General features: G+C 74.5%; 17 protein-coding genes. 3 read left to right on the forward strand and 14 right to left on the reverse strand.

What is annotated here, in order from left to right; translation table 11 throughout:
- Positions 1 to 3: 3 nt before the first annotated feature.
- The 12 genes from G9H71_RS08420 to G9H71_RS08475 form a co-directional block, all read right to left on the reverse strand.
- Complete coding sequence (locus G9H71_RS08420; protein ID WP_166280719.1) at positions 4 to 402, reverse strand: GPW/gp25 family protein; 399 nt, start codon at positions 400 to 402, stop codon at positions 4 to 6.
- Between the two features lie 8 nt (positions 403 to 410).
- The gene (locus G9H71_RS08425) at positions 411 to 2,282 is read right to left on the reverse strand and encodes a VgrG-related protein (RefSeq protein ID WP_166280721.1); all 1,872 of its coding nucleotides are present in this window, start codon (positions 2,280 to 2,282) and stop codon (positions 411 to 413) included.
- A complete protein-coding gene (locus G9H71_RS08430) occupies positions 2,279 to 2,968 on the reverse strand; it encodes a CIS tube protein (protein WP_166280723.1) in 690 nt (229 codons plus the stop codon). Before G9H71_RS08430 ends, G9H71_RS08425 begins: the two co-directional genes overlap by 4 nt.
- Positions 2,968 to 3,426 (reverse strand): phage tail protein, encoded by a 459-nt coding sequence (locus G9H71_RS08435; RefSeq protein ID WP_166280725.1) that lies wholly within the window; start codon positions 3,424 to 3,426, stop codon positions 2,968 to 2,970. Before G9H71_RS08435 ends, G9H71_RS08430 begins: the two co-directional genes overlap by 1 nt.
- A 38-nt stretch (positions 3,427 to 3,464) precedes the next feature.
- Entirely contained in the window at positions 3,465 to 4,181 is a 717-nt protein-coding gene (locus tag G9H71_RS23585) for a hypothetical protein (protein ID WP_231134453.1), read from the reverse strand.
- Positions 4,182 to 7,533: 3,352 nt separating this feature from the next.
- Complete coding sequence (locus tag G9H71_RS08445; RefSeq protein WP_166280729.1) at positions 7,534 to 7,701, reverse strand: DUF6760 family protein; 168 nt, start codon at positions 7,699 to 7,701, stop codon at positions 7,534 to 7,536.
- Positions 7,698 to 8,132 (reverse strand): hypothetical protein, encoded by a 435-nt coding sequence (locus G9H71_RS08450; protein ID WP_231134454.1) that lies wholly within the window; start codon positions 8,130 to 8,132, stop codon positions 7,698 to 7,700. Before G9H71_RS08450 ends, G9H71_RS08445 begins: the two co-directional genes overlap by 4 nt.
- Positions 8,129 to 8,575, reverse strand: a complete 447-nt coding sequence (locus G9H71_RS08455) for a phage tail protein (RefSeq protein ID WP_166280731.1) — start codon at positions 8,573 to 8,575, stop codon at positions 8,129 to 8,131. The genes G9H71_RS08450 and G9H71_RS08455 overlap by 4 nt, the downstream gene beginning before the upstream one ends.
- 37 nt (positions 8,576 to 8,612) lie before the next feature.
- Positions 8,613 to 10,286 carry a phage tail sheath family protein gene (locus G9H71_RS08460; RefSeq protein ID WP_166280733.1) on the reverse strand — a complete coding sequence of 558 codons (1,674 nt, stop codon included), beginning with the start codon at positions 10,284 to 10,286 and terminating at the stop codon, positions 8,613 to 8,615.
- Positions 10,287 to 10,449: 163 nt separating this feature from the next.
- Positions 10,450 to 11,271, reverse strand: coding sequence for an eCIS core domain-containing protein (locus G9H71_RS08465; protein ID WP_166280735.1), 822 nt, complete (start codon positions 11,269 to 11,271; stop codon positions 10,450 to 10,452).
- 45 nt (positions 11,272 to 11,316) lie between these two features.
- Positions 11,317 to 13,374 carry an ATP-binding protein gene (locus G9H71_RS24990; protein ID WP_166280737.1) on the reverse strand — a complete coding sequence of 686 codons (2,058 nt, stop codon included), beginning with the start codon at positions 13,372 to 13,374 and terminating at the stop codon, positions 11,317 to 11,319.
- A complete protein-coding gene (locus G9H71_RS08475; protein WP_166280739.1) occupies positions 13,371 to 14,051 on the reverse strand; it encodes a DUF4255 domain-containing protein in 681 nt (226 codons plus the stop codon). The genes G9H71_RS24990 and G9H71_RS08475 overlap by 4 nt, the downstream gene beginning before the upstream one ends.
- A gap of 281 nt (positions 14,052 to 14,332) precedes the next feature.
- On the opposite strand from G9H71_RS08475, the gene G9H71_RS08480 reads away from it, so the two are divergent.
- Positions 14,333 to 14,971, forward strand: a complete 639-nt coding sequence (locus G9H71_RS08480; protein ID WP_166280741.1) for a helix-turn-helix transcriptional regulator — start codon at positions 14,333 to 14,335, stop codon at positions 14,969 to 14,971.
- Here the strand turns inward: G9H71_RS08480 and G9H71_RS08485 are convergent.
- The gene (locus tag G9H71_RS08485) at positions 14,906 to 17,902 is read right to left on the reverse strand and encodes a BTAD domain-containing putative transcriptional regulator (protein WP_166280743.1); all 2,997 of its coding nucleotides are present in this window, start codon (positions 17,900 to 17,902) and stop codon (positions 14,906 to 14,908) included. The genes G9H71_RS08480 and G9H71_RS08485 overlap by 66 nt on opposite strands.
- A gap of 181 nt (positions 17,903 to 18,083) precedes the next feature.
- Positions 18,084 to 20,543, reverse strand: a complete 2,460-nt coding sequence (locus G9H71_RS08490) for a DNA gyrase/topoisomerase IV subunit A (protein ID WP_231134455.1) — start codon at positions 20,541 to 20,543, stop codon at positions 18,084 to 18,086.
- A gap of 129 nt (positions 20,544 to 20,672) precedes the next feature.
- Here G9H71_RS08490 and G9H71_RS08495 point away from each other — a divergent pair, with 129 nt between their 5' ends.
- Positions 20,673 to 23,354, forward strand: a complete 2,682-nt coding sequence (locus G9H71_RS08495) for a bifunctional acetate--CoA ligase family protein/GNAT family N-acetyltransferase (protein ID WP_166280747.1) — start codon at positions 20,673 to 20,675, stop codon at positions 23,352 to 23,354.
- A gap of 68 nt (positions 23,355 to 23,422) precedes the next feature.
- Positions 23,423 to 24,007, forward strand: a complete 585-nt coding sequence (locus tag G9H71_RS08500; RefSeq protein WP_166280749.1) for a DUF5998 family protein — start codon at positions 23,423 to 23,425, stop codon at positions 24,005 to 24,007.
- Positions 24,008 to 24,074: the final 67 nt, after the last annotated feature.

Here is a 24,074-nt window from a genome sequence, read left to right on the forward strand (position 1 = left end):
GTCCTACTCCTCCGAGGGGATGGAGTAGAACGGGAACACCAGGTTGCGCGGGTCGTTGGTGCCCCGGATCGAGTAGCGGATCCGCACGTGCATGACGCCCATCTCCGGGTTCACCGTCTCCACGTCGACGTCCTCGACGTCGATGCGGGGCTCCCAGCGGTCCAGTGCGCGGCGCACCTCGTAGCTCGCCCGGCCGGCCGTCGCGGCGTTCGCAGGCCCGAAGACCAGGTCGTGTATCCCGCAGCCGAACTCCGGGCGCATGGGGCGCTCGCCGGGAGCGGTCCCGAGGATCAGCCGGATGCTCTCCCGGATCTCGGTGTCGTCGGAGACCAGAGCCACCGAGCCCGTGGGGTCCACGCGCATCGGGAAGGCGATGCCCGAGCCGACGAAGTTCGCGCCCATGCTGACTCCTAGTTGATCTTGACGAGGCCGCCGGACAGGGTCGCCGTCGCGCCGCCGTTGAGGTCCAGGCTCGCGGAGCCGGCGACCTTGGCCCGCGCGCCGGTCATCTCCGCGGAGGCGCTGCCCGCGAGCTTCACGTTCAGCCCGTTCACCTGCACGTCGGTGTCGGCGGTGATGGTCACCTTGCTGCCCTTCATGGCCAGCTCGCCGGTCGCGTCGACGGTGATCCTGCCCTTGCCGGCGATCGTGATGTCGCCCTGCGCGTCGACCTTCACCAGGCCGTCGCTCACGACGAGGACGCCTCCGCCGCCCTCGTCCTGGGCGAGCTTGAGCGAGAAGCGGGACCCCTTCGTCGCCACCTCGACGTGCTCCCTGCCGTCGGTGTCGTCGATGAGGAAGTAGTGGCCCTTGCGCGACGTGAACGACCGCCGCGCCACCAGCCCGTCACTGCCGACCGCACCGTCGAACGCCGCGGGGCTCGGCTTGTCCTGGCCGTTGTAGAGGCCGCCCAGGACGTAGCCGCGCCGGGAGTCGCCCTGCTCGAAGGCGACGAGCACCTCGTCGTTCACCTCGGGAAGCACGATCGCGCCGCGGTCCGGGCCTGCGCCCGGCTGGACGACGCGCAGCCACCCGGACTCGAACGTGTCGTCATAGCGCGGGACCTTGACCTTCGCCTGGCAGATCCCGTCCTCGTCCTTGACGTCGGTCACGACGGCGCTCACGACCCCGGGGATGGGTGCGGAGACGAACGCCGGGCTGACGACCGAGGCCGAGGTCCCGCCGGATGTGAGGGCCTGCAACGAGCGCTCGTGCCGGCCCGTCGACGCGAAGTGAGTCACGTACTCGCCGTTGTCGAAGACGTGCCGCGTCACCGTCAGGGTGTACTTGCCGTCGAACGGCTCGCCCGCGAGGCCGAGGCTGACGGCTGCCCCCGCTCGGAGCTTCGGGTTGCCCCGGGCGATCCCCTCGAACTGCGCGTGCGTGCCCGCGATCTGCTCCGCGAGCGCCTTGGCCGCAGCGTCCACCTGGCCCTGGCTGCCGAACGGCACGTCCACCGACACGCAGGAGCGGTCACCGAACGCCCGGGCCAGGGCGGCCGGGGACGTTCCCACCTGGGCGACGGACGTCGCCGCGAGCGCCCTGCCGATCAGCTCGCGCTTGGCGGGGATGTCCCAGCCCCTCACCTCGACGTCCTTGACCTGTGAGTCGGAGGTGACCACGGCGCTGAACCGCAGGAGGTTGTCCCCCTGGATCAGCTGGAGCGGGTTGCGGTCGTCGAGCGTCCCGGGGCGCGGAGCGGCGCCGGACTCCGGCGCCGCGTAGAAGCTCACCTTGCCCTCCTGCATGAGAAGGACGAAGCCGACTTCACCCGCCAGCATTGTCAGGAACTCCGCGTCGGTGACGTTCGGCTGCGTCACGTGAGCGGTCGGCCCCCCGGGTGGCTCCTCCACCCGGCCGACGTCGAGGCCGGCCTCCCGGGCGACCTGCTTCACCACGTCGCCGTACGTCACGTCCTTGAACGCCCGGATGCGGCGCCCGCGGTAGAGCCGGTTCGCCTTGTCGAAGCCACGGAGCACCGTCCGCGTGCGCCCCCCTTCGAGCTCGGCCTCGAGCGCGGTGATCTCACCCTTGAAGATGCGCTCTCCGCCGGGGTGCACCTCCGACTGCACGGCCACGGTGACCTCCGCCGCGACCTCCGCGTGCGTCTTCGCGATCACGACGTGCTGCGGGTCGTGGAAGGAGAGGTAGAACGCGTCGGGCAGGTTCAGGTTGTCCTCGACGAAGGCGTAGCTCATCAGCGACTTCACGTCGTCGGGGAGCTGCCGTCCCGCGATCGTGACCATGAACGTCGCCCCCGCCTGCTGCCGGACGTTCGTCATGGCCGCTCCCAGTTGGGCGGCGGGATCTGCAACATCACGCCACTGGGGACCCGGGACGGGTCGACGATCCGGTTGGCCCGGGCGAGCGCCCGCCATTGCGCGGGCGACCCGTACTCCTCGTACGCGATGGAGGCGAGCGTGTCCCCGGCGACCACCCTGCGGGTGCGGTAGCCCGGCTCCCCGCCCGAGGTCGGGTTCTGGTTCGCCGCGTTGCTCGGGAACTCCTTCATCGTCACCTTGCAGCTGCCGCGGATCGGGGCTCCTCCGCCGCGGAACATGGTGTAGGTCACGGCGATGGACTCGACGTAGCCGAGGAAGCGGATCGCCTTGCCCCACTCGAAGAGCACGTAGGGCGCCACCGGGTGGTTGAGGGTGACCGTGCCCGGCTCGGGAGCAACTGCCTTCTTCAGCCGCTCCACTGATGTCGAGATGTCGCCGTTCGGCTTCTCGCTCTCATCGAGGAAGATCTCGACGGTGGCCGAAGCCGGCTTCGGCCCTTTGAACTCGGGCGGTGGTGCGTCGGCCTTCGTGGTCTCGACCTTCCAGTCGGCGGCGTGGGTGATCGACCACTCCTTGGGGTTGAAGGGAAAGCTGAACGTGTCGATGTCCCGAATGCCGCCGTCCTTGCCCGGCTGCTGCAGCGTCAGCGTCGCCTTGAGCAGGTTCTCCTGCGCGTGCGTCACCATCAGCCGGCCCGCCGTCCCGGGTGCGCGGCCTCGATGAAGCCGTGGTGCGCCAGCTCCAGGGTCTCGCTGGCGGCCTTCAGGTTCTCCACCCCGAAGCCGGGGCCGGTCCAGCGGACGGGGATGACGCCGTCGAGGCTCCAGGACACCACTTCCTGGCCGTCGGGCCCGAGCGCCGCGATCCGCGCGGTCGTGCGGGTCACGCCCGTGGCGAGGCTCGCGAACCATTCGGCCACCAAGGAGCTGTCGCGGCCGATGGGCCGCCCCACCTTGACGTTCGGGTACTTCAGCCGGCCGGGCAGCTGGTGGACGAAGAAGTTGTTCCCGCCCTCCTCCCGGGTCTCGACCGTCGTCTCCCACCCGAGCCCCTCGAAGCTGTTCCACAGCCCGAGCTTGTGGCCGTCGATCTCCACCGAGAACATGTACGCGACTGCGGGGTACTCGGTCTTCTCGTCCGCCATCGTCCTCTCCTCCTCGGCCGTGTCGTGGGGTACGCGGGTCAGCGCAGGAGCCCGGCTCCGCGCCCGGCCCGCTCCAGGTCGAGCCGGAGCTCGGTGCGCAGCCGCCACCGGATGCGGTCGTAGAGCTTGCGGGCCAGCTCGTCCAGGTCGCCGGTGTCGCCGCCGCCTGCGGGCGGGGCAGCGGAAGGCGGGTCGGTGACCGTGCTGCCCGTCGCCGTCGACGCCGGCGGCTGCGCGGCGGGGAACTCCAGGGACCCGTCGGCGGCGCGCTGTGCCACACCCGTGGCGAGCACGGCGCTCCCGGCTCCCGCGACGGGCGCCATCGCGTACGCGGTGGTCGTCCCCGTGTCCGGTCCGGTGCTCGTCCCGCTCTCGGAGGCTGCGGCGGTGCGGGGCGCAGGCGAGGCCAGGGGCAGCGGGAGACGGGAGTCATGCGCCTGGACGGGGAGGGCCGCCGGGGGAACGACGTCCCAAGGGTGGTCGGTCAGGGGCGTCAGGCGGCCGGCGCTGCGCGGCTGGACCGGCAGGGGAGCCGGGCGCCCGGCCGACTGGACGCCCGCGAACGTCCCGAGTGGTCCTACCGCAGTCGGTGCAGCGGCGCCGGTAGGCCCCGCCGGGTGGCCGGCGGGCGAGGGAGCCGTCGACCACACGCCGGCCCCCGAGGTCGTGGCGACGCCCGGCGTCCCGCTCGTCTGCGGACTGGTGTACGCCTGCCCAGAAGGCGCCGCGTCGAGCGCGTGCCGGAGGACGAGCACGCCGGGAGCGAGCGACGAGATCGGTGCATCTGGCGACGAGCGCGGCGGCACCGTCACAGCCCCTGCTGTCATGTGCCCGGAACTGCCGTTCGTGCCTCCTGCTTCGGGCGATGGCGACGGCGCACGGTCCGGCGCCGGTCGCGGAGGGACATGCACCGCGCCGAGGAGCGTCGGGGGCAGGCGCAGCGGGGGGCTCGTCGGGGAGGCCGGCGTGATGCGCTGCACGAGCGCGCTGCGCTGCCCGACTGCGGTGCGCTGCGTCAGGTGTAGGCGGATTGCCGTCATGGCGCGCTGCACCGCGGAGGATGGCGCGACCCCCGACAGAGCCGGCTGCTGCAGGGGAGTCAGCTCAGGCCCCGCCTGCACAGAAGCGTCGTCGCGGCCGGGTCCACCGCTGGCACGCGGTGGAGCCGCCGGTCGTGGCCCGGCTGCCAGCGTCAGCGCCGCCGTGGAGCCGGTCACGGCAACCTCGTCGCCGGACAGGCCGGCTGCCGGTGCTCGAGTCCCGAGCAGTGGCTCCGCGGACACCCGTACGTCGTCCGCGCTCGGCGGGGCCGTCGACAAGCTGGTCTCCCCCTGGACCAAGACCCCCGCCTCGTCCGGCGTGCGGGCTACGAGCGCCTCCGGCGCCGGTGCCCCACCCGCGTGGACGACGTCGCCCGTGTCGATGGGCAGCGCGCCCTGCTCGCTGGCGGAGGAGCCCTCCGCGGACGGGGACGTCTCACCGGGCGCTGTGGGAGCCGGGACGGGCGGGGTCGGGCCGGCTCCCGCGGTCCGCGCAGACGAGGGATTTTCAGGGACCGATGGTCGGCGGGCCAGCAGAGGCAGCCGTTGCAGCGCCGCACCGACAGCGGCCGGGCTGCCTCCGGTAAGACTGGGAGCCGCGGAGGCTCCGTCCCCGAGCGCGGACGCCGGCAGGAGGGCGTCAGCTGCGGGCGCCGGCTGCACGACGACGGAGCCGGGCCGGCGGAGCGCGGCTTCGGGGACCGGAGCGGCCGGAGCGCGCTGCACAAGCGCCGGCGTGGTGGTGTGCTTATCGGAGCTTTGCGGAACCGGCCCGGGCGGTTGCGCCTGCGCAAGGGCGTCCAGAGGCTGGTCCGAGGCCGCGGTCGGGTGCGTACGTGGCGTCGACGCGTGCGTCGCGGCCGCGGCGGGACGCCGATCACCGGGGGGCGTGGGCAGCGACAGCCGCTGGGCCACGGGCCCGCTCACGGGTAGGCCGGCGGCGGGGGTGCCGGCCGAGGGCATGTCCGCACCGGTGACCGCCAGGTCCGTCGACGTCAGCCCGCCCGGCGACAGCCCGGCGGCGCGCGTCGTGGAGCCGGCGACCGCGTCGACGCCCTCGGCGGCCGTGTCGACACCGGTGCCGGGGGACACGGTCTCGGCGGAGGGCGCGGGTGCCAACGGCTCTGGGGCCGTGGCGGTGCCGGAGGGCGCGGACGGAGCGTCGGGAACGGAGGCGATGTCGACGGGCCCGCGCTCGGCGCCGGAGGCCGGTAGGTGGGGCGCGGCGGGGGCCGGCGGGGACGCGACCGGCAGTGGCTCAGGCACCGACGCCGGCTCCGAGGCGGGCGTGGCTACCGCTTCCGACGCCGGCGTAGCTAGCGCGTCAGGGACCGGCGCACCTGCGGGCTGCGGCGCGCTCGCGGTCGCGTCGACTCGTCCGGTGGCGGCGGCGGCGGCCCGAGCCCGGGCGAAGGTGTAGGCCGCACGCTGGACCGCTCGGCGCTGGATGGGAGGAGCCAGCCCGTCGGGCGTTGTGGAGGAGGTGGCCGCGGCCGCCGGAGGCAGCGGAAGCGTGGTTCCTGCTTCCGCGGGCGGTCCGGCCGGCGGCTGGGCCGCGTGGCGCTGCACGAGCGGGGTCGCGGAAGACAGCGGGGCGTCAGCGGCAGCGGACGTCTGCGTCGGCTGGGCCTCGCCCGTCCGCGCCGTGGGCGTCGGCAGCGGAGCGTCGGCCGAAGGAGGGCCCGGAAGGAGCAGCCCTGTCGAACCAGTGGCGGCGATCGGGTCGGCCGGAGCCGCCGTATCGACCGGGGCAGCCGGGTGGGCCGGTCCGTCCGGGGCAGGCACGGCCTGCGACGCCTGTGCTGCGGAGGCGCCAGCCGGGGCCGACGCGGCGGTGGGCGGAGGCGGGGCAACTGGGCCCACGGCCCCGGGAGACGGTTCCGCCAGCGACGGCCCGGCCGAGGACGACGCGTCCGCGGCCGGGAGGCGCGACACGACCGGCGCCAGCGGGAGGCTCGCTGGAGCTTGCCCCGCCAGCTGCGCCGAGGACGGCGCCGACGGCGGCGGGACCGCCGCCGGGGATCCCGCCGGAGGCACCGTCCACGCCTCAGGCGCCGTCGGCGACAGAGGCGCCGTGGGCGACAGAGGCACCGCCTGCGACGCAGGCACCGCCTGCGACGGAGGCGCTGGCGCCTCCGCGGACGGGGACGCCGTCGTCACAGGGTCGGGGGTCGGCCCCGGTGGCCGGGTGCTTTCCCAGGCCGGGGGCGCGGAAGCGTCCGTCAGGCGCTGGACGGGCGCGGACAGCGGCGCCGGTGGCTGCGCCAGCGGCAGCGGCGCGTCCGGCGTCGCGCCTGACGGGACGGCAGGTGGAAGAGCCGGAGCGGCCCTGGCTGGACCGGATACGGGTGCCGGCGGAAGCCCGGGGGAGTCCCCGTCCGCGGGAGGAGGCGCCGCTTCGACCGCGCTCTCGACGGAAGCCGCCGACGGCGTCTCGGCTGCTGTCGCGGCCGGAGGCGCCGCCACCGGCCGGTGCAGGGGCAGGGCCTCCGCTCGCCACGGCTCCTCGACGGCGGCGGGCGCGTGGACGGGACGGTCCGGGGCGGCGACGAGCGGTGCGGTGGCCAGCCGCAGCACGGGGACCGCGGGCAGGACCGGCGCGTCGGGCCGGACCGGTACGGGAAGCGAGTTCGGCCCAGCGGGGGAGCTCGGCTCGGCCGACCGGCCCGGCACAGGGATCGGGCCTGGAGCCGACGGGAGGCCACCCGGGACAGCGCCCCCGCGCGGGCCGGGCGGGCGTACGAACGGAAGCTCAGTGGTCCGCGCGACGGACGGCCACTCCACGACCGGCCGGGCCAGGCCGGCGACGAGGCCGCTCGGCGCCGCAGGGGAAACGGCGTGCGCCAGGCCGCGGCTGAGGCGGGTCGGTCGCGGGGCCACGAGGTCCTCCCGGACGTCGGCCCCGACCTTGAAGGTGCGCGGGAAGGCGCCGGCCGTGCGCTGCAGCGGCGGCAGGCCCTGCAATGACGCGGGTATAGGCATCGCTGCGGGAGGAGATGCGGCGGCCGGAGGCGCGCTGCCCAGTGCCTCACGACGCGCTCCGCGCCTCCACCTCCAGCGCTCCATCTCAGGACTCCCTCTCCTCGTTGAGGCGCTCGTTGATGTCGGCGATCTGCGCGAGGAACCGCTGCCGGGTCGGGTGCTCGAGGTCGAGGATCTCCTCGTAGGACCAGTGGAAGTGGTAGGCGATGTACGCGATCTCCGTGTCCAGCCGGCCCACCGCGTACGTCGTCATTCCCCCAGGCGGCCCGCGGCGATGTCGACGGCGAACTCGTGCGTGCACTCGGGGCAGGTGACCGCCGCCCTGGTGTGCCCTTCCTGGTTGATCCGCCGGTAGAGGTCCTGCAGAAAGGCCAGGTCCGAGGCGAAGAGGTGCTCGATCACCCAGTCGGTGATCTTCTCGACCGTGCCGAGGCGGGTGACGACCCGCGCGAGCAGCACGACGCTGAGGTACTCCGGACGCTCCCGCACGCGCCCGTCGTAGAGCGGGGACAGCTCGTCGCGCGCCGTCGCCAGCCGCATCGTGCCCTCGCGGTGCACGGTGCCGTCCTCGTCGACGTACCCCCGCGGAAGCACGAAGTCGAATTCGGTACGCAGCGGCTGGACCTCAGGCGCCGGCGCGGCCGTGACGGCAACGGCCGGCGCCATGGCGAGGCCACGCTTCATCCCTTCTCCACCTGGATGCCGACGTGGTGGACGGTCAGCTTCTCCTTGGTGGCGTTGGCGTCACCGGCTTTGAGGGCGTCGATCTCGAGGCTGGCGGGCTGGCAGTCGAGAAGGGTGTAGCGCACGACCGGCGTGAGCATCGTGTCGTAGACGACGACCTCGGCGTTGCCGCGCGGCAGCTTCCCCTCGGCCGCTTCCTTCAGCCAATCGGCGAACTGCGTGTCCTCGGTGACCGCGCGGGTCAGCGTGACCGTCCCGGACTTCGCGCGCGCCGGGATCTTGGTGACGACGTACTTGCCGTCGGCGGTCTGCGTCTTGACCTCGACCATGTCGAGCTCCTGCTTCAGGCCGCTGATCTCCATGATGCCCTTGGCCTGGTGCTGGTCCATGGTGAAGCCGAACGAGGTGCCGATCACCGCGTCGAACTTGTCGATGAGACCCACTGGTCACTCCTTCGGACGTGTCGGGTTGCGCGCTGGCCTACTCGGCGACGAGGCTCACGCCGCCCTGCATCTGCGAGAGCTCGAAGATGACGAACTCGGCGGGCTTGACCGGCGCGACGCCGATGACGCAGCGCACCTCGCCGGCGTCGATGGCCTCTGCGGGGTTGGTCTCGTCGTCGCACTTGACGAAGAACGCCTCGGCCGGGGTGGACCCGAACAACGCTCCCTTGCGCCACTCGAGCACGAGGAACGACGCAATCGTGCGCCGGATCTTCGCCCACAGGGTGCGGTCGTTCGGCTCGAACACGACCCAGTCGGTGTTCATCAGGATCGACTTCTCGAGGTAGTTGAAGAGCCGGCGGACGCTGAGGTAGCGCCAGGCCGGGTCGCTGGTCAGCGTGCGAGCCCCGTACACCCGGATGCCGCGGCGGGGGAACGCGCGGATGCAGTTGATGCCGGGGGAGTTGAGCAGGTCGTGCTCGCGCGTCGTGAGCGAGCGCTCGAGGTCGACCGCACCGCGCAGGATGTCGTTGGCGGGGGCCTTGTGCACGCCGCGCTCGGCGTCCGTGCGCGCCCAGAGCCCCGCGACGTGGCCCGAGGGCGGGAGCATGATCGGATGCCCGTTGGAGGGGTCCATCACCTTGATGCGCGGGTAGTAGAGCGCAGCGTACTTCGAGTCGTAGCCGGCCTCCTCGGCCCGCCAGGTCTTGACCTGCTGGGCGTCGAGGTTCGGCGGCGGGTCCAGGATCGCCATGCGGTCGCCCATGAGCTCGCAGTGCGTGATGAGAGCCTGCTGCACCGCCTTGAACTGCTCGGCGTCGATGAGCTGGTGGTCGTACGCGGAGCTGAGGTCGGGGGCGCACACCATGGTGATGTCTTCGATAGCCTCCAGGCCGCCGGTGCCGGTCCGGCTCGACACGTCGCCCACGAAGTCGTCCGGCGCGATCTCGCGCTGCGCCGGGACCACTGCCGCCTTGGACAGCGTGACCACGCCGGCGGCGGGCCGGTCGACCGCGGCACCGGAGGCGCGCTCCTCGAGCTGGATGAGGCGCGAGCGCTCCCGCACCGCGCTGGCGGCGCCCTGCTTGCCGCGCTTCGTGCTCAGCCCGGTGATCTCCTCCACCACCTGGTCGCCGCGGAGCACGACGAGGTCGAAGACGTCCTTCGGGGCGCCATCGGGGTTGTCGGGCGGCGGGGCGGGGTGGCGAACCTCGACCCGCAGGTCCGCCCCCGTCGGCGCCGAGGGCAGCGCGACCACGCGGTACGGCGGCTCCTTGCCGGCTCCGCCCTCGGACGGGAGGTCGCCCTGCAGGGGCACGGGCGGCGCCGGCGAGCGGTCCCCGTCCGAGCCGTCGGCCCCGACGCGCACGATGTAGGCGTTGCCACCGCCGTTCATGAAGTAGCCGAAGACCGAGTGCGGCAGGTAGGCGCCCGGCTCGAACGGGTCCAGGTGCAGCCTGGACTTCAGCCGCTCGGCCTCCTGCTCGTCGATCGCACCGCGCCGCTGGCGGGCCTCGATGTCCTGCAGCTCGGCCTTGTCGGTGAACTTGTCGACGAACTGGGTCCAGTTGCTCACGAGCGTCGGCACGTTGACCGGCCCGGACGCAGTGAGGCCGATGAAGGCGGCGACGGCGGTGCCGACCCCTTCGATCGGCCGGCTGCCGCCGTCGGTCTCCTCGATGTAGACGCCGGGGGACAGGTACTGCGGCATCGGGCTCCTCCTCGGTCTGGCGGCTGCTGCCGATGCCTGTCAGCGTCGCCGTGACCGCCGAGGTACCGCAACGTGCGCGGGGGTGGCCATTGGGGCGCTCCGTGTTGCACGAAGGGGAAGCGCACATCCCCGATCTGCGGTGCTGGTGTCCATCGAGCTGTCGTCACCTCTCGTCCGGCGCCTCCTCGTCGGTCTCGCGCTGGACGGCCATGGCCTGGACGGCCTCGCCGCCCGCCTCGTCGGCCTCTGCCGGGGCCTCGGGCGCAGGTGCCTCGGACGCCGGTGCCTCCGAGGCGGGTGCTTCGGCGGCCTGCTCGTCCTCCTCGGCCCGTTGCACGCTGGGCTGGACGGACGCCGCCGCGGGTGCGGGGCCGGCGGCAGCCGGCGCGGGCGTCGTGGAGGACGCAACGTGCTCGGCCTCGCGCTCGAAGCGGTCCGACGGCGAGCTCAGCAGGATGCCGCCTGCCGCAGCTGTCCCGTCGACCGGCCCGTTGCGCTGCTGCACGACGTGGGTGAGCTCGTGCGCCAGGACGTGCTGCCCCGCCTCCGAGTCCGGCCGATAGCTGCCTTCCCCGAAGACCACGTGGCTCCCGACCGTGTACGCCGTCGCCTGCACCGAGCGGGCCGAGCCCGCAGCAGCCGAGTCGGTGTGGATTCGCACGTCGCCGAAGTCGTGGCCGAGCCGCGCCTCCATGGCCCCCCGAGTGCCGGCGTCGAGCGGCTCGCCCGGGGTGCGGATGACCCCGTGGACGGGCGACTCCTCCTCGTGCTCGTCGCCCCCTCCCGCGACGAGGCGCTGGACACCGGCATTGCCCGCCGTGCGCTGCAGGCGCAGCAGCTCCCGGTGGCCGAGCGCCTCGGGCCGTCCCGCGCGCAGGGCCGCCTCGGTGACGAGCGACGTGCTGTCGGCTCGCTCGGCGGCGTCGTGTCGCTGGCGCCGCCTGCCCTCGTCGCCCAGCAGGGAATTGAGCTCGGCGTTGCTCATCGCTGCCTCCTCCGTCCGTCGTCGGCCGAGGTCCGGCCGGATGCGTCAGGGCACTCTCTCCAGCCATGGCCCGAACTCGGCGCGGACGCACAGCCGCCCGAGCTTGCGGTACTCCCGTTGCACGGCGCGGACCAGGTCCGCCATGCACAGCGGCCGTTGCTGCGCGGCCGTGAGGTAGGCGGCCGTGGTCGCGATGCTGCGGATGTTGCCGCCGGACACCTCGAACTGCCGCGCGCAGAACGCGAGGTCGAGATCGTCGGCCCGGGGGACCGCAGGCCCGAGGCACCGGTCCCACAGCCGCAGCCGGTGCGCCTCGTCCGGGACCGGGAAGTCCACGACCGTGTCGAGCCGGCGGGCGAACGCGTCGTCCACGTTCGCCCGCAGGTTCGTGGCGAGGATCGCCAGGCCGTCGAAGGTCTCCAGCCGCTGCAGGAGGTACGCCACCTCGATGTTGGCGTAGCGGTCGTGCGCGTCGCGCACCTCCGACCGTCGCCCGAAGAGCGCGTCGGCCTCGTCGAAGAGCAGCACCGCATTGACGCCGTCAGCTTCGCTGAAGATGCGTTCCAGGTTCTTCTCGGTCTCCCCGACGTACTTGTCGACGACCGTCGCGAGGTTGACCGCGTAGAGGTCGAGCCCGAGGTCCGCGGCGATCACCTCCGCGGACATCGTCTTCCCCGTGCCCGAGTCGCCGGCGAACAGCGCCGTGATGCCGCGCCCGCGCCCGGCGCCGGGCCGCATGCCCCACGTGCCGAGAACCTGCTCGCGATGGCGTGCGCGGTCCGAGAGCTCGCGCAGGCCGGCCAGCGGGCCGGGCGGCAGGACGAGGTCGTCCCAGCCCACGGCGGGCTCGATGCGACGGGCGAGGGACTCGAGGCCGCCGGCGTTCTGCGCCCGCGCCCCGGCGCGCAGGTGCGGTCCCTGGACGCGGACGCCCTCGGCCGTGGCGTAGCCGCGCGCTGCGACGGCAGCCCGCTCGACCTGCTCGGGGGCCAGCGTGAAGTGCCGCGTCTCGTCGACCGGGTCGACGGCGGGCGCGAGGTGGCCGTCCAGGTGACTCCGCCACAGGTGCGCCCGCTCCGGTGCGGGCGGTGGAGCGACGTCGAGCAGGGTCGGCACGGCCTCGCTCCAGCGCGGGTCCCAGCGGTCACGGCCGACGAGCACCGTGGGGACCGGCGCGGCGGCGAGCACCCCCATGGCAGAGCGGCTCGCGACGAGCGGCTCGAGCCCGCGCACGACCAGGCCGGCCCCGCGCAGCCGGGCCTCGCGGACCGCCGACCGCACGACGGTCTCGGCGGTGTCGGCGGCCAGCGCCGAGGCGTCGACCGCCACGGCCTCCCGCCCGAGCTCCTCCAGCGCTGCGGCGGCGAGCAGCACGCCGGAGGCGCCCGGCCGCTCGCGCAGGTGGACGGGCGCGCCCGCTGCCAGCGCGCGCACGAGCTGCGTGGGGGCCGGCCCCGCGCGGGCCGACGCCGACAGCAGGAACGGCTCGACGACGGGGTCCGGGGTGTCGTCGCCCAGCAGGTGCGCCGTCACGCGGTCGGGCACGCGCAGCGACCGGGTCAGGAACGGGCGCTCCTCCTCCGCCACTTCGAGCAGAGCGCCCCGGGCGAGCGGCCCACGGACGACGCGGCGCCGGTCCGCCCCGGCCAGCGGCGACAGCCCGGCGAGTTCCAGCGCCAGCCCGACGCCGGCCCGCCGGCGCGTGACGTCGTCGTGCAGGTAGCCGTAGAGCTGCTCGAGCCGCGGGTCCAGGTCGGGCCCGAGCGCGATGAGCAGGATGTCCCGGTCCACCCCGTCCAGGTCGAACCCGCGGCACAGGTCGCGCAGGCGCAGCCGCTCGCCCGCGGCCTCCGCCCGGTCCGCCGCCTCCGCCGAAGGGGTTTTACGGTCGCCCGGAGCGGGCCGGGCAGGCCCCGGCTCGATCCGGCCGGGCAGGTCCGGACGGCGCAGCAGCAGGTCCGCGTGCTCGTCCGTGACGTAGAGCCCGCGGAACGGGTCGTCGGGCGCCGGGTCCACGCTTCGCCGTGCCTGCACCAGCAGCCGGACGCGCTCGACGAGGGCGGCGAGGTGCGCCGCCAGGTGGGCCAGCGAGGAGTCCGTCACCGCCGTGGCACCGTCCCGGGGGACTCCCGACGGCGCCGCAGCCGGGCCTCGCGGACCCGCTCGGACAGGTCGGACGTACGCGGTCCCGCGGCGGCCACCCCCTGGGAGAGGGACACCTGCGGCGGCTCGGTGACCGGAGGAGCGGCCGCGGCCGTCCGGTCCAGGTCGACGGGGACGATCACGACGAGGTCCAGGGAGGGCTTGAGCTCACCGCCGAGCGCGGACCATACGTCCGAGAGCGCCCGGTCCTCCGGCGGCGGGATCGCGAGCGTGAGCCCGAGCGGTACGCCCGAGCCCTGCAGCGAGCCGGTCATCAGCTCGAGCGGGACGTGGTCGTGCCGCAGGAAGCAGTGCAGCATCGAGGAGAGCAGCCGGTGCTCGTCCTCGGGCCGCTGGGTCCACGCGGTGAGCAGGTAGGAGAGCTTGAAGAACCGCGGAGGCTGCCGGCGGGCGACGGTGCGCCGCACGTCCGACACCTGCCCGGCCAGGTCCACGATCCCGACCTGGCGCCGGCGCAGGTCCTCGCGGACGTCGTAGAGGTAGACGTCGACGGTGGGCGCGTTGCGCCGGGCCGCCCAGTCGGTCGTCGGCGCGTCGAAGACGACGTCGATCTGGCTGTCGTCGGAGAGCTCCTGCCGGATCATCGCGCGGAGCGACTCGTCCACGTCCTGGATCACGCCTGCACCTCGAAGCCGCCGGGAGTGCCCGTAGGCCGGCGACGCCTCGCGCGGCCGGCACGGCTCACGCTAGGGCGCCGAGGCCGGCCGTGGCACGGCCGTGGAGGAAGCCGTTCGGGCGCACTGCGCTGCCCGAAAGGGCGCGGAACCGGCTCTTCGCGCACGTCCGCAGGTGGCCGTTGAGCCGGCGTTGAGCGCACGTTCAGCCCCCGAAGAGCGCCCCGGTGTCTCCTGTCCGGCACGAGCCGACGACGGCGGTCGGCGAGAGTGAGGGGGGCGTCATGAGCGGGCAGGTGTCGGTGTACGTCCAGGCCGAGGATCAGGTGTCGAGGTACGGGCTGGTCGGCCAGCTGGCGGGGCGGCCGGACATGGTGCTCGTGGACGCGGCCCGGCTGCCGGAGGTGCCGGCGGCCGCGACCGTCGTCGCGGTCCTGGCGGTCGACGAGGTCGACGAGGCGTGCGTCGCCCTCGTGCGCACGATGCGCGCCCGCGGCCACCAGGTCGTCGTCGTCGCGTCGCGGCTGGAGGAGTCCAGCGTGATCCGGGCCGCGGAGGCCGGGGCGGGGAGCCTGGTCCGGCGCAGCGACGTGACGCCGCAGGCTCTCGCGCTCGCCATCGGCGCGGCCGCCAAGGGGGAGTGCCGCGTGCCCGACGACATCGTCGGCCGGCTGCTGCGGCACGTCGGCCAGCTGCAGCGCCAGGTGCTCACTCCGCGCGGGGTGCGCCTCAACGGGTTCAGCGACCGCGAGGTGGCGGTCCTCGCCATGCTCGCGGACGGCTTCGACACGACCGAGATCGCGGTCCGGCTGTCCTACTCCGAGCGCACGGTCAAGAGCATCATCCACGACGTGACGTCACGGCTGCAGCTGCGGAACCGCTCCCACGCCGTCGCGTACGCGGTCCGCGAGGGGCTCATCTAGGCACGGCGCGGCCCGCCCGTCCCAGGGCCGCCCGGCCTCGTGCGGCTTCCGGGCGGCCTCGGGGGCGGGCTCCTGCCCCTTCGGGCGGCCGCTGCCCGCCACGGGGGCGGACGGGCCAGGTATCCCGAGGTCGGCCAGCACGTGCGCGTAGCCCGCCCGGGCGCGCGCCAGGCCCGCGGGGTCGCCGAGCTCCTCCCGGCCGGCGATGAGCGACCGCCAGAGCGCGTCGTCGTAGCGGTCGATCTCGAGGCCGCGCTCGCAGGCGTCGACCGCGCCGGGGACGTCGCCCAGCTGGAGACAGGCCGCGACGAGCGCCCGGGACAGCGCGGTCGCCTCCGCCTGGAGCTGGCGGCGCCGTTCGACGACCCAGTCGACCGGCCCCTCCTCGGGCAGCAGGTCCCCGGCGTACGCCGCCACCGCCGCCTGCAGGCTCTCCCGCCGGCGCTGCGGCGGGGCGTCCACCGTTCGGGCATGCGCCGCCAGCTGCGTGAAGCGCACGACGTCGACCTCCGCGCCTGCCGGCAGCAGGAGGCGGTAGGCCTCCCCGTCGCGGCGCAGCCACGCGTCGGCACCCGCTCCCGCGACCTCGAGCAGCGCCCTCCGCACCGAGGAGACGGCGACCTGCAGGCTGCGCTTGCCCGGCGCGGGCTCCAGGTCCGGCCAGAGCGCGTCGAGGAGCGTCTCGACATGGACCCCGTGGTCGGCCTGCGCGCACAGCAGGCGGAGCACGGACCGGGCCCGCGGTTTGAGCTCGACGACGTCGAGGGTGCGGCCGTCGACCGAGAGCTCGAAGCCGCCCAGGCAGCGCACGACGACGCGGCGCTCCGGAGCGTGCGGCACCGCACCGGGCACCGGCCGGCGGGTGGCCGGGATGCTCCCGCGACCGGCCGAGACCACGGCGGCCGCGTGCACGCGCAGCCGGTGCGCGAGCCGCTCGACCTCTTCGGCGGCCGACCGCGCGGCGGGGCCGTCGACGCTCAGCGCGTGCCCGGCCTGCGCCCACAGCGCCAGCACCGGGGCGTCCAGCCGGAGGAACCGGTCGCGGGCGAGGAGGAAGTGGGGGCCGACGGGGCGCCCCGCGCCCGCGAGTCCGCGGCCGAGCCAGTAGTGCGCGAGCGCGCTGCCCCACTCGTCGCCGTCGGCCTCGAGCCGCTCCGCCTCCGCCCGGGCGTCCTCGATGCCCGCGGGCGTCGCGGAGAGCGCGGTCGCGGCCCGCCCGAGCCGCGCGATCCAGGGGGTGGCCTCCGGGTCCAGGCCGGCCGGGCGCTCCACGAGGGACGGGTCGGCCGGAGCGCCGGGCAGGAAGGCCGCGGCGACGGCGCGCAGCAGGACTACGGCCGCGCCCACGCCCGTCCTCGGCTCCGGGGCCAGTCGGGCCAGCAGGGCGAGCGCCTCCTCCGCCGACCCGGCCAGCAGCGACCCGCAGGCGGCGGCCACGAGGTCGCCGGGCGTGGGCTGGGCGGGCAGGGTCGATGCCGCCGCGGAGGGGTCCGCCACCAGCGCGCGGCGCAGCCGCCCAGTCCAGTCCGGCCCGGTCAGCGCGACCCGCGAGGTCCAGGCCGACAGGGACACCGCCTCGCGCCGGCACAGCGCCGCTGCCGACGTGCCCCCGAAGAGCGCCTCCGCCCGCCGGTACGACCCCAGAGCGCCGTTCCACTGCCCGAGCAGCACGCGCTGCCGGGCGACGTTGAGCGCCACCCAGGGGTCGCTGTCGACGAGGGAGGCGGGAGCCGCCTCGGAGGCGGCGTCGTCACCCGGCTGGGCGTCGTGCGACAGGCGCCGCGCGCCCTCCCAGTGCGCGCAGCGGCAGTACGCGGTGAGCGCGTCCCCGACGTACCCCTCGCCCTCGAGCAGCTGGCCGGCGCGCAGGAAGCGCTCGCGCACGCCCTGCTCGCCGACGGTGTCCAGCAGCACGCCTTCGAGGTAGCGGCGCAGGATCTCGTGATAGCGGAAGCTCGCTCCGTCCTCGAGGCGCAGGATGAAGATCTGGCGCTGCTCGAGCTCCTCGAGCACGGCGAGGCTCCCCGTCCGGCCGAGGAACTGGTCGCAGAGGGTCTCGGTGAGGCGCCCGAGCACGGCGGTCTCGACGAGGAAATTGCGCAGCTGCGCCGGCAGGTGGCGCAGAACGTTCTGCGCGAGGTACTCGCGCACGGAGCGCAGCCTCGTCGGCAGCCCGGCCAGCATCGCCTGCCGGTCCTCGGGAGGCTGGTTGCGCGTCGCGAGGTGGAACAGCTGCAGGGCGGCGGCCCAGCCCTCGGTCTGGCGGGCGAGCTGGGCGAGGTCCTCGGGCGGCAGCCGGACGCCGTACAGGTCGCGGTAGAGCTGCTCCACCTCCGAGGCGCGGAAGCGCAGCTGCTCTTGGGAGACCTCCAGCAGCTGCCCGGACACCCGGCGCCGGGACAGGTTCCACTGCGGGAGCCGACGGGAGGCGGCCACGAGGCCGAGCCATCGGGGCGCGTAGTCGATGAGCCGGTCGAGCAGCCGCTCGGAGTCCGTGCCGTACACCGCGTCGAGGTCGTCGAGGAGCAGCAGCCCGCGGTCCAGCGCGGCCCGGTCGAGCTCCTCGACGGCCTCCTCCAGGCTCGACCACGTGCGGCGGGGGCCGGGCCCGTCGGCGCCGTTGTCCAGCGCGGACGCGAAGGCGATGCCCAGGTGGGCCAGGAGCACCGAGGGGTCGGTGTCCTCGGCGTCCAGGCGGTACCAGACGATCGGGTCCTCGACGGCCGCCGCGAACTGCGCGAGCAGCGTCGTCTTGCCGGAGCCGGCCGGCCCCCACACCAGCGTCAGCGGGTGCTGCCACGCCGCCTGGAGCACGCGGTCGAGCCGCCCGCGCCGCAGGCCCGTGGCGGCCGGCGGCCGGAGCTTCGCGTGCGGGACGAGGGGGCTGCGCGCGCCGCCGCGGTCACCCTCGTGCGGGGAAGGCGGATCCAACAGGCCCCCTCATGCGCGTCGAGAAATCGGCGCAAAGCGCATCGACGCCCCTTGTGTACCGCGAAACGGAAGATCCAGGGTGAGCCTTCGCCATTCGATCAGGCGGCCCGCCCAACGGGACGCCCGCCCGTGGCTCGGCGGGCGCGCGTGCCGGGGCAGCACCCCGGCACGCGCCGCCCGATCAGGCCCCGGCGCCCAGCGGAGGCCCGGCAACGGCCACGAGGGGCTGGGCCACCGGGACGCCGGACCCGTCGCGCTTGCCGTTCGCCTCCGGCAGCTCCACCGGCATCCCCGTCTCGGCCGCACCGCGGGCGGGGGCCGCACCGACCCAGGCCAGGACGAGGGCGTCCTCACCGCGCAGGAAGCGGTGGGCCCGGACGCCACCGGTCGCGCGGCCCTTGGCGGGGTACTCGGAGTAGGGCGCGACCTTGACCGTGCCCCCGGTCCCGGGCAGCGCGCCGGACGAGCCGGCCACGGTCACCACCACCGCGTCGGCCCCCGGCTCGACCGCGCCGAAGAACAGCACGCTCGCCTTCGCGTCCAGCCGGACGCCGGCGATCCCGCCACCCGCCCGGCCCTGCGGGCGTACGGCCGAGGCCTCGAAGCGCAGCAGCTGGGCGTCGGTGGTGACGAAGACCAGGTCCTCCTCGCCGGTCACCAGCTCGACCGCGCCCACGACCGAGTCGCCGTCCTCCAGCCGGACCACGGGGAACGAGTCCTGGGTCGCGGGGTACTCCGGCACGACGCGCTTGACGACCCCGCGCGCGGTGCCGAGCGCGAGGCCCTGGGACTCCGGCGACACCGTGCACAGGGCCAGGGCCCGCTCGTGCGCCTCGAGCGCCAGCAGCTCCGACACCGGCACGCCGCCCGACAGCGCGGGCGGCCCGGCGGTCGGCGGCAGCGCCGGCAGGTCGAGCACCGGCAGCTTCAGCAGCCGCCCGGCCGAGGTGACCACGCCGACCTCGCCGCGGGCCGTGGAGCGTACGGCCGACACGACCGCGTCGTGCCGCGCCCGCTCCCCCTCGGCCGGCAGCGGCTCCGCCGACGTCGTACGCGCCAGCAGCCCGGTGGTCGAGAGCAGCACGAAGCAGGGGTCGTCGGCGACCTCGAGCGGGACCGCCGCGGTGGACGCGACGCCCGAGGACTCCAGCAGCACGGTCCGGCGCGGGGTGCCGTGCGCCTTCGCCACGTCGGCCAGCTCTCCCGAGACGACCTTGCGCAGCTTGCGCTCGTCACCCAGGATCTCGTCGAGCGCCGCGATGTCGGCGGTCAGCTCGTCGCGCTCCTGCTCCAGCTCGAGCCGGGAGAACCGGGTCAGCCGGCGCAGCGGCATGTCGAGGATGTAGTTCGCCTGCACCTCGGAAAGGTCGAAGACCTGCATGAGGCGCGAGCGCGCCTGACCGGTGTCGTCGGAGGACCGGACGATCGCGATGACCTCGTCGATGTCGACGATCGCGATGAGCATGCCCTCGACCAGGTGCAGCCGCTCGGCCTTCTTGCGGCGGCGGTACTCCGACCGGCGCCGCACGACGACGATCCGGTGGTCGATGTAGACCTGGAGCAGGTCCTTGAGGCCGAGCGTGCGCGGCTGGCCGTCGACGAGCGCGACGGCGTTGACGCCGAACGACTCCTCCATCGGCGTGAGCTTGTAGAGCTGCTCGAGCACCGCCTCGGGGACGAACCCGTTCTTGACCTCGATGACCAGCCGCGTCGGGCTGTTCGCGTCGGCGTAGTCCTTGATGTCCGCGATGCCCTGCAGCTTCTTCGCGGTGACGAGGTCCTTGACCTTCTCGATGATCCGCTCGGCGCCGACGCCCCACGGCAGCTCGGTCGCGACGATCGCCTTGCGACGCGGCGTGACGCTCTCGATCGAGACCGTGGCCCGGGTGCGGAAGGACCCGCGCCCCGTCTCGTACGCGTCGCGGATGCCCTCCAGCCCGACGATCCGGCCGCCGGTGGGCAGGTCCGGGCCGGGGACGAACCGCATGAGGTCGTCGAGGGTCGCGTTCGGGTGCGCGAGCAGGTGTCGCGCCGCGGCGATGACCTCGCCGAGGTTGTGCGGGGCCATGTTGGTCGCCATGCCGACGGCGATGCCGGACGACCCGTTCACCAGCAGGTTCGGGAACGCCGCCGGCAGGACGAGCGGCTCCTGCTCCTGGCCGTCGTAGTTCGGCCCGAAGTCGACGGTGTCCTCGTCGATGCCGTCCGTGAGCAGGGTCGCGGCCAGCGACGGGCGGCACTCGGTGTAGCGCATGGCCGCCGGGCCGGCGTCTGGCGAGCCGAAGTTGCCGTGCCCGTCGATCGGCGGCAGCCGCATCGAGAACGGCTGCGCCATGCGCACCAGCGCGTCGTAGATCGCGCTGTCGCCGTGCGGGTGCAGCTTGCCCATGACCTCGCCCACCACGCGGGCGGACTTGACGTGGCCGCGGTCCGGGCGCAGGCCCATCTCGCGCATGGAGTAGAGGATGCGCCGGTGGACCGGCTTGAGCCCGTCCCGCGCATCGGGCAGGGCGCGGCTGTAGATGACGCTGTAGGCGTACTCGAGGAACGAGCCCTGCATCTCCTCGGCCACGTCGATGTCGAGGATCCGCTCGGGGACGTCGTCCGCCGGGGGAGGAGGTGTACGGGTACCGCGAGCCATGCGCGCCAAGCTTCCCTTCGCTGGTGACGCGCCCATTCTCCCAGCTGCGCGGCTCGGTAGCGTTGACGCCGGCGCCGGGGCGGCTGTGTCGCGGCAGGCGTGCGTACGACCGGAAGGGCAGGGGGAGCGGTGGAGCCGTCTCAAGCAGAGGCGCCGTACCCGTCTCACTGGGAGGCCGACGTCCTGCTCAAGGACGGTGGCACGGCCCACTTGCGCCCGATCCGCCCTGACGACGCGGACCGGCTGCACGCCTTCCACAACGCCCAGTCCGAGGAGTCGGTCTACTTCCGGTTCTTCGCCGCGTACCCCCGCCTCACCGACCGGGACGTGCACCGGTTCACCCACGTCGACCACGTCGACCGGGTCGCGTTCGTGGCGACGATCGGTGACGACATCGTCGGCGTGGTCCGCTACGACCGGTTGGACGGCAGCGAGGCCGAGGTCGCCTTCAACATCTCCGACGCCCACCAGGGGCGCGGGCTCGGCAGCGTGCTGCTCGAGCACATCGCCGCGGCCGCCCGCGAGCGCGGGATCGAGCGGTTCGTCGCCGAGGTGCTGCCGGCGAACGCGCGGATGATCGCGGTCTTCGAGGAGGCGGGCTACACCGTCCGCCGCGACTACGACGACGGCATCGTGTCGGTGGAGTTCGGCATCGAGCCGACCGACACCTCACTGCAGGTCGCCCGCGCCCGCGAGCACCGCGCCGAGGCGCGCTCTATCGAGCGGCTGCTGCGCCCGTCCGGCGTGGCCGTGATCGGGGCGAGCCGGGCCTACCGCACGGTCGGCCGCACCGTGCTGCGCAACCTCGAGGCCGCGGGCTACGCCGGCCAGGTCTACGTGGTGAACCCCGGCGCCGACGAGGTCGCCGGCCACCAGGCATACGCCTCCGTGGTCGACATCCCCGACGAGGTCGACCTCGCGATCGTCGCCGTGCCCGCCGAGGCCGTCACCCGGGTCGTGCTCGACTGCGCGGCCAAGGGCGTCGTCGGGCTGATCGTGCTCAGCGTCGGGTTCGCCGAGAAGGGCACCGAGGAGGGCCTCGAGCGCCAGCGCGAGCTGGTCCGGCTCGCCCGGGCCAACGGGATGCGGGTCATCGGCCCGGGGTCGTTCGGGGTGGTCAACACCGACCCGCTGGTCCGGCTCAACGCCTCGCTCGCGCCCGTGCCGCCGGCCACCGGCCGGATCGGCATGTTCAGCCAGTCGGGCGCCCTCGGCGTCGCCATCCTCGACGGCGCGGCCGCCCGCGGCCTCGGCATGTCGACCTTCGTCTCCGCGGGCAACCGGGCCGACGTGTCGGGCAACGACCTGCTGCAGTACTGGCAGGAGGACCCGGCCACCGCCGCGGTCCTGCTCTACATGGAGTCGATCGGCAACCCGCGCAAGTTCACCCGGCTCGCCCGGCGGGTGGCCCGGCGCAAGCCACTCGTCGCGCTGCGCACCGGCCAGTCCTCCCAGGGCGTCCCCGTCGGCCACACGCTGCGCGACAGCCGGCTCCCGCGCGAGGCGGTCAGCGCGCTCTTCCGGCAGGCCGGCGTGATCCGCGTCGACACCCTCGGCCAGCTCTTCGACGTCGGCCAGCTCGTCGCCACCCAGCCGCTGCCCTCCGGGGACCGGGTCGCGGTGGTCGGCAACTCCGACGCGCTCAACCTGCTCGCGGTCGACGCCGTGCAGTCGTGGCGCATGACGCTCGCCGGCCGCCCCCGGTCCGTACGCCCGGAGGCCACCGCGGAGGAGTTCGCCGCCGCGCTGGCCGGCGTCTTCGCCGACCCCCAGGTCGACAGCGTCGTGGCGGTGTTCATCCCGCCGCTCGTGACGCCGGGGCAGGACGTGGCGAAGGTGCTCGGCGAGCTGGCCCAGGCCTCGGGCAAGACGGTGGTGTCGACGTTCCTCGGCATCCGCGGCGTCCCGGAGCAGCTGCGGGCCACCCCGGACGGGACGATGCCGCCGCGCGGCTCGGTGCCGTCGTACCCGACCCCGGAGGAGGCCGTCCGGGCGCTCGTCGCCGCCTCGCGCTACGCGGCCTGGCGGCGCCGGCCGCAGGGGACGGTCCCGGACCTGCCGCACCTGGACTGCGAGGCGGCCCGGGCGCTCGTGGAGGAGCGGCTGGCCGGCCACCCCGAGGACGCCCCGCCGCTGCGGCTGTCCTACGCCGACGCCGAGGACCTGCTCCGGGCGTACGGCGTCGAGGTCGAGCCATCGGTGTTCGTCAGCACGGTCGGCGAGGCCGTGACCGCGGCCCGCGAGCTGGGCTACCCGGTCGTGCTCAAGACGGCCGTCCCCGGGCTGCGCAACCGCCCCGACCTCAGCGACGTCCGGCTCGACCTCGGCGACGCGACCGCGCTCGTCCGGGCCTGGACCGAGCTGCGGCTGACGCTCGGCGAGGAGGCCGTGCGCGACGCGATGGTGCAGCGGATGGCCCCCACCGGCGTGCCCGTCGTCGTCACCGCGCTCGAGGACGCGCTGTTCGGGCCGGTCGTGACGTTCGGCGTCGGCGGGGTCGCCACCGAGGTGCTCGGCGACCGGTCCTACCGCTTCCCGCCGGTGACGGACGTGGACGTGGCCGACATGGTCCGCTCGATCCGGGCGCTGCCGCTGCTGACCGGCTACCGCGGCGCCGACCCCGTCGACCTCGGGGCGATCGAGGAGCTGCTGCTGCGCGTCGCGCGGCTGGTCGACGACGTCCCCGAGGTCCACGAGCTGGTGCTCGACCCCGTCCTCGCCGGCCCGACCGGGCTGACGGTCGTCCGGGCCGCCGTCTGGGTGTCGCGACCCTCAGGGCGCGAGGACGCCGGGCCGCGCCGGCTGGAGTAGCCCGCCGATCGGGGCAGCGGCACCGCCCACTGCAGGACGCGCGGCGCGCCCGGTGCGAGGATGGGGCCATGGCGGACACCCGGTCCCTGGAGGGCCTGCGCGAGCGCATCGATCGCGCCGGCTACTACCCCGACCTCGTGGCCGAGGCGGTCGAGACGTCGCTCGCGGGCGAGTCGATCAAGAGCTACCTCGTGCACCAGGAGACGACGTTCGACGGCGAGGAGGTACGCCGCCACGTCACCGTCCTCGTGCTCACCCCGACCCGGCTCCTGGTCGGCCACACCGACGACTCGACCGAGCCCGGCGGCAGCGCGCCCGTGGCGACGACCTCGACCGAGGCCGTCCCGATCTCCGCGGTCCGCAGCGTGGTCGTCACCCGTGTCGTGCCCGACCCGGCCCGGCACCTGCCCGGGACGCTCCCGCACGAGGTCACCCTGACGGTCGGCTGGGGCGCGGTGAGCCGGCTCGACCTGGAGCCGGCGTCGTGCTCTGACCCGGAGTGCGAGGCCGACCACGGCTACACCGGCACCGCGACCGCCGACGACCTGCCGCTGCGCGTCAGCGCCGCCGCCGACGGCCCGGACGCCGTCGGGCAGGCTCTGGAGTTCGCCCGCGCGCTGTCGGCCGCGACCGCGACCGCGGTGCGGCACTGACCCCGGCGGTGGCCCCGACCGGTCCCGCGAGCTCCGACGCTGCGAGCTCCGACGCTGCGAGCTCCGA

The organism is Motilibacter deserti (assembly GCF_011250635.1).
GTDB lineage: Bacteria > Actinomycetota > Actinomycetes > Motilibacterales > Motilibacteraceae > Motilibacter_A > Motilibacter_A deserti.

Coding starts and splice junctions, on each gene's coding strand:
- G9H71_RS08420 (WP_166280719.1), bottom strand. CDS start 402: ATGGGCGCGAACTTCGTCGGCTCGGGCATCGCCTTCCCGATGCGCGTG.
- G9H71_RS08425 (WP_166280721.1), bottom strand. CDS start 2,282: ATGACGAACGTCCGGCAGCAGGCGGGGGCGACGTTCATGGTCACGATC.
- G9H71_RS08430 (WP_166280723.1), bottom strand. CDS start 2,968: ATGGTGACGCACGCGCAGGAGAACCTGCTCAAGGCGACGCTGACGCTG.
- G9H71_RS08435 (WP_166280725.1), bottom strand. CDS start 3,426: ATGGCGGACGAGAAGACCGAGTACCCCGCAGTCGCGTACATGTTCTCG.
- G9H71_RS08445 (WP_166280729.1), bottom strand. CDS start 7,701: ATGACGACGTACGCGGTGGGCCGGCTGGACACGGAGATCGCGTACATC.
- G9H71_RS08450 (WP_231134454.1), bottom strand. CDS start 8,132: ATGAAGCGTGGCCTCGCCATGGCGCCGGCCGTTGCCGTCACGGCCGCG.
- G9H71_RS08460 (WP_166280733.1), bottom strand. CDS start 10,286: ATGCCGCAGTACCTGTCCCCCGGCGTCTACATCGAGGAGACCGACGGC.
- G9H71_RS08465 (WP_166280735.1), bottom strand. CDS start 11,271: ATGAGCAACGCCGAGCTCAATTCCCTGCTGGGCGACGAGGGCAGGCGG.
- G9H71_RS08480 (WP_166280741.1), top strand. CDS start 14,333: ATGAGCGGGCAGGTGTCGGTGTACGTCCAGGCCGAGGATCAGGTGTCG.
- G9H71_RS08490 (WP_231134455.1), bottom strand. CDS start 20,543: ATGGCTCGCGGTACCCGTACACCTCCTCCCCCGGCGGACGACGTCCCC.
- G9H71_RS08500 (WP_166280749.1), top strand. CDS start 23,423: ATGGCGGACACCCGGTCCCTGGAGGGCCTGCGCGAGCGCATCGATCGC.